The 5,347-nt window shown below is 70.6% G+C and carries 5 protein-coding genes; 1 reads left to right on the top strand and 4 read right to left on the bottom strand.

The genetic code is table 11. The features are described 5' to 3' along the window. Positions 1 to 39: 39 nt before the first annotated feature. On the bottom strand, positions 40 to 819 hold the full coding sequence (locus tag D471_RS0130035; RefSeq protein WP_017602038.1) for a hypothetical protein: 780 nt from the start codon (positions 817 to 819) through the stop codon (positions 40 to 42). A gap of 215 nt (positions 820 to 1,034) precedes the next feature. On the opposite strand from D471_RS0130035, the gene D471_RS0130030 reads away from it, so the two are divergent. Next, entirely contained in the window at positions 1,035 to 1,484 is a 450-nt protein-coding gene (locus tag D471_RS0130030) for a hypothetical protein (protein ID WP_152486499.1), read from the top strand. A 24-nt stretch (positions 1,485 to 1,508) separates the two neighbouring features. Here the strand turns inward: D471_RS0130030 and D471_RS0130025 are convergent, their stop codons facing one another. The 3 genes from D471_RS0130025 to D471_RS0130015 form a co-directional block, all read right to left on the bottom strand. Further along, on the bottom strand, positions 1,509 to 2,231 hold the full coding sequence (locus D471_RS0130025) for a Crp/Fnr family transcriptional regulator (protein ID WP_051059287.1): 723 nt from the start codon (positions 2,229 to 2,231) through the stop codon (positions 1,509 to 1,511). A gap of 216 nt (positions 2,232 to 2,447) precedes the next feature. Further along, positions 2,448 to 3,836 carry an MFS transporter gene (locus D471_RS36955; RefSeq protein WP_017602035.1) on the bottom strand — a complete coding sequence of 463 codons (1,389 nt, stop codon included), beginning with the start codon at positions 3,834 to 3,836 and terminating at the stop codon, positions 2,448 to 2,450. Between the two features lie 835 nt (positions 3,837 to 4,671). After that, positions 4,672 to 5,347, bottom strand: a 676-nt coding sequence (locus tag D471_RS0130015; RefSeq protein ID WP_017602034.1) for a VWA domain-containing protein, incomplete at its 5' end; no start/stop codon positions are given.

The following is a 5,347-nucleotide window of genomic DNA, read 5'->3' as shown; positions in this document are numbered from 1 at the left end:
GGAGATCCACCCCTCATACCCGAAGAACTAACGAAAAACTCAGTAGTAGCGCACGCCGAAGACACCGTTGGGCGCGTCGACGGAGCCGTGGAACTCGTTCCTGACGGCGGGGGTCGCCCGTTGCGCGGGTTCGGGGGCGGTGTCCCGGGCCGCGGCCTTCTCCCCGTCCGGCTGACCGGTCGGGTCCTGGCCCGGGTCCCCCGCGAAGGTCCCGGGCGTACGGGTGCCCGTCGTCCCGCTCCCGGTTCCCGGGACGTGGACCCAGACCGGCTCGTCGAACTCCTTGTTCCGTACCGAGACGAGGCGGAAGTCCTCGGGGCGCAGGCGCGCGTGGCCCTGGGCCACGACGTCCTGGTACACGGGCGCGGTCACGGCCACCACGAGGTCGGCTCCGGAGTCGCTGAGGACACCGCGCAGGGCGTCGCTGTCGAGCACTCGGGAGGCGGTGACGATCCCGTTGCCGTAGTAACCGGAGGGAGAGGACACGGCGGACCCGTGGTGGATCGCCATGCGCAGCCTCAGGCGTCCGGTCTCGGTGCGGTTGTGGTTGTGCCGTCGAAGACCGTAGGAGACCTCCCGCACGTAGTCGTCGAGGAGGCGGGGCTCCTCCGTGGTCATCGGCAGCACCGCGATCTCACCATCGCCGGTGGAACTGATGTCCCAGTCCTGCCTGTGGAGTCCGCTGTGGTCCGCGGACCGGTCGAGAAGGGCGGGGATGGCCTCCTGGATCTCACGCTGGCTCGGCTCGTCGGAGCTGCCGTATCCCTTGGCGTCGACCGTGACGATGAGCCGTCGTCCGAACTCGGGGGTTTGGGTCATTTCCTCACTACTTCCTCAGCGGAATCGCGGCTGGCTGTCAGTGTGGCCTCGAAGGCGCGCACGAATCCCTGACCAGTCGGTAATCTGACGACCCGTTCACGGTGAGGAGGAGCACACCACGGAATGCGGATCAGTCCTGTATCCGAAGGGCCCGGGGGGAGTGCGATAGGCGGGAACGTGGTTGCCGAAGAATGGAGAACACGATGGGATCCCGCATGGACGACGCTATCGACTCCGCACTCGCGTTGGTGGCGTTTTCTCAGAACAACGTGGCGCACGCGGACACGAAGATCGGCGTTCTGTGCGTCGCGCAGGTCGGGTTCGCTCTCGCGTCGGTGAACAGTGCGTGGATCACCGGCGAGGGGCCCGTTCCGGTCGTCCTACCCGTCGCCGCGTGCACGGTCGCCTTTCTGGCGTCGGGATACCACATCGCTCAGGCGCTGCGTCCGCGCCTGCGTTTCCACAGGGACGGGTGGCTGGGGATGGGTGCGCCCTGCCCCGGTCCGAGAAAGCCGTTGACGGCCGAAGAGGCGTGGCAGATGGCCGAACTCCTCGCTGAAATCGCCCGGACCAAGAACGAGCACATTCGACGCGCCGTCCCCTGGGTGGCCGTGATGCTCACCGTGATCGTGGCGAGCGGCTTGTCGGAGAAGGTCCTCGGCTGATCCCGCGGGCACGGACGAACCGACTCACGCGTTCTCGTAGACGCCGTTCAGTTTGTCCATGTCCACGATCACGACCCGCCGGTACCGCGACAACAGCAGTCCCTCCGCACGGAACCTGCGCATGGCGTTGCCGACGGCGTCGGTCCGGGCTCCGATGAGCTTGCCCAGGTCCGTCTGGGACAACCGGACACCCAGATCGACACCGTCGGAGGTGACCGAACCGTGCCGCGCGGCCAGATCCACCAGGACCCGGGCGAGCCGGGCCTCCACCTCGTAGCCGACGAACTCCGCGCGCTGCCGGTCGGACGACTCCAGCCGATCCCCCATCATCGCCGCGACCGCACGTGAGGCGTCGGGGTGGTGTTCGAGGAAGTCCCGGAAGAGTTCATGGGTGTAGGCGCGGACGGCCACGGGCGTGCACGTGGTCACGGTCGCGCTGGCTCCCTGGTCGCGGAACATGCCCATCTCCCCGACCAGGTCGCCGTGGACCCGGAGGCCGAGCATCGCCTCGGTGCCGTTGCGCAGCACGGAGGTGACCTTCGCGCACGCGAAGTCCTCGGTCCCGGGTGCGCACAGCAGCAGGACCAGTCCTCGCTGTTCGCCCTGGTGGATCAGGGCGTGGTTGGCGGGTTGGTGGCGCGGTGGCGCCAGTTCGAGCAGGCTGGCGGCGGTGTCGGCCGCGATCCTCGCCATGAAGGTGCCGGTGGGCCAGTGGTTCGGTGTCGTCACGGGTCCTCCCGCATCCATGATGCAGCGTCCGTCCGCCCCACGGGAGGGAATCGCTCAAGTCAGGGTCGGGTGCCCGGGGTGCCGTACCGGTCCGGTACGGCGAAGCCGCCCGCACCCCTTGGCCGGGGCCGCGGGCGGCTTCTCGAACACGGGTCAGGCGGTGTTTTTGGGTCCTCCGCTTCGCTTCGGACCTGGTTCGGGCACCCCTCGAGTGATCGTTCCGAGAAACCTGCCCTAGTCGACCGCGGCCGGACTCCCCTCGTCCTCCGACACCCCGCGGCCGAGCACGGCGACCACCGCGACGACCAGGACGACGCACCCACCCAGGGCCAGTCCCACGACGTGGAACGCGTCGGTGAAGGCCGCCCCCGACAGGCTCCCGCCGGTGAGGACCGCCAGCACGGCGCCCGCACCAGCCAGGGAGACCGTCTCCAGGGTGAGCCGGGAGGCGTTGAACACGCCCGCCGCGGTCCCCGCCCGCTCGGCGGGCACCGTACCCAGCGCCAGGCCGTCGATGAGGCCGTTGGTGAGGCCCACCCCGGATCCGATCAGAAGGAACGGCACGAGGAGACGCAGGGGTGTGGCGTCCGGGCCCAGCGTCGTGAGCGTGAAGGCCCCGGCCCCGACCAGTGCCAGCGCCCCGATCACGACCGCCGTATGCGGAAGGCGTGCGGCCAGTTCGGCGCCGACGGCGGGCAGGACGAGCGTGGGCACCGTGAGCATCAGCAGCCACAGGCCCGCTTGGGCGGGCCCCAGACCGACCACCGCGATGAGGTAGGAGGGCAGGTACACCAGCAGCGGGACGAGCACCACCATGAAGGTGGCGGCGGCCAGTGCGTAGGCCACGAACCGGCGGTTGGCCAGAACGGCGACGTCGACGAGCGGGTCCCGCCGTCCGCGCTCGACCAGGGCGAACACGGCGAACAGCAGGAACGACACCGCCAGGGCCCCCACCGTCAGGACGGGCCCGCGCGCGGGTCCCTCCACCAGCGCGGTGATCAGGGTGAGCAGGGCCGCCGTGAACAGCGCGCCGCCGAGCAGGTCGACCCGGCGGCCGGTCCCCCGGACCGGGGGGAGCAGGGGTACGAGCAACAGGACCGCACCGGCGACCACGGCGGGGGCGGCGAACGCGGAGCGCCAGTCGAGGGTGTCGATGAGCAGACCCGCGGCGGCCGGGCCGAAGGCGGTGCCCGCCCCGGCGACCGTGCCGAGGAGGCCGAACGCGCGGGCGCGCGCGGGCCCCTCGAACACGGCCGTGAGGATCGCGGCACCTCCGGCGACGACCGCCGCCGCTCCGACACCGCCCAGGGTGCGCAGGACGACGAGGGCGACGATGTCCTGGACCAGCAGCACGGACAGGCCGCTGACGCAGAACAGGCCGACACCGAGGGTGTAGACCCTCCGGCGGCCGATCGCGTCGGCGACGGAGCCCGCGGACACCAGGAAGGCGGCGAAGCAGGCGTTGTAGGCGTTGACGACCCACTGGGTTCCGGCCAACCCGCCGCCGAACTCCGCCTGGATGGCGGGCAGTGCGGTGGAGGCGCCGGTGATGGACAGCGGAAGGACGAAGATGGACGTGAGAACGGCGACGAGGACGAGAGCGTCGCGTTTTCGAGCGGGCAAGGAAGGTGCTCCAGGAGTCGGGATCGGAGCCGGGCAGCACTGAGGACCGCACCGGCGTGGAACGCGGAAACGGCTGGGATCGCTGTGGGCTTCGGCCGCCGGAAGGGCGCGCGATGGGGGAATCGCCCTAGGCGGCCGGATCCTTCGACTCGGGCACGGGGGAAGGGTAGCGAGCCCGCCCCGGGCGGTGCCACCGGTTTTGCGGGGCCGTCACCCCGGGCAGCGCGTCCCATCGGGCGGAACGTCACGGGACCGCGCTACCGGGACGAACCGTTCTCCGCCCGTTCGTGCGCGGCGCCGGGGCATCGCCGCCGTTCCCGTGAGAAACCCCATGGAACACTCCTGGCGAAAATGCCATAATGCCTTTCGGTCGGCCCGCACCGACCAGGAGAGGAACGGAATCCGAAAAGAGCCTCGTCGCCGGCGACACGCCTGGTGGGAGGGTCTCCCGCCCCGTGCCGGACCGCCGCCGCACTCCGGTTCCGCGCGCACGCGGACGGCGGTTCGCACCGATGGCGGCCTCGGATCCCGCGCGTGGTCCGGCTGCGACCCCCCAGCAGCCGGGCCACTGCCGGACTCGGTGCGGCGGTGATCCCGGAGTTCCCCTCCGCGTGGCGCCCGGTCTGGGTTCTTCTCATGGGCGACCTGGACTTCCAGGACGCCGGTCAACCGAACGACCCGGTGTCGGCTGTCAGGAGGGCACTCGGAGAGGACCCTCCCCCGTCGAGCGGACGGACGACGAACAGCCGTGACGCGCCGACCTCGGCCGGACCCGTGACGGTCTCGGAGGCGACCTCCGTGACGGGGCCGCCCCCGCGGCCCCGTCACGCACACGTCAGACGTCCTGGTGCTTGTCCACCCAGGCGGTGAGCGGCTGGCCCTGGATGGCGGCGGCCATCAGCTCCGGGAACATGTCCGGCGTGCACGCGAACGCGGGCACGTCCATCTCCGCGAGCGCCGCCGCGTTCTCCCGGTCGTAGAAGGGCGCGCCCTCGTCGGACAGGGCGAGCAGTACCACGACCTGCGTCCCGGCGGCCTTCATCGCGGCCACCCGCTTGAGCATCTCCGCCCGGACGCCACCCTCGTACAGGTCGCTGATCAGCACGAACACCGAGTCGTCCGGTTTGGTGATCAGTTCCTGGCAGTAGGCAATGGCCTTGTTGATGTGCGTACCGCCGCCCAGCTGCGTCCCGAACAGCACCTCCACCGGGTCGGTCAGCTGCTCGGTCAGGTCCACCACGGCGGTGTCGAAGACCACGAGCGAGGTCTTCAGAGCGCTCATCGACGCCAGCACCGCGCCGAACACGCTCGCGTAGACCACGGAGGCCGCCATCGACCCGCTCTGGTCGATCGCCAGCACGACCTCCTTCTGCACGCCCCGGCTCCGCCGCCCGTACCCGACCAGGGTCTGCGGCACGACCGTGTTGTGCTCGGGCAGGTAGTGGGCGAGGTTCCGACGGATCGTGGCGTTCCAGTCGACGTCGGACACCCGGCGCGGCCGGTGCGTGCGC

The sequence above is a fragment of the Nocardiopsis lucentensis DSM 44048 genome (assembly GCF_000341125.1).
Lineage (GTDB): Bacteria > Actinomycetota > Actinomycetes > Streptosporangiales > Streptosporangiaceae > Nocardiopsis > Nocardiopsis lucentensis.
The sequence above is the reverse complement of the archived record's forward strand: the minus strand, read 5'-3'. Positions and strand labels throughout refer to the sequence as shown.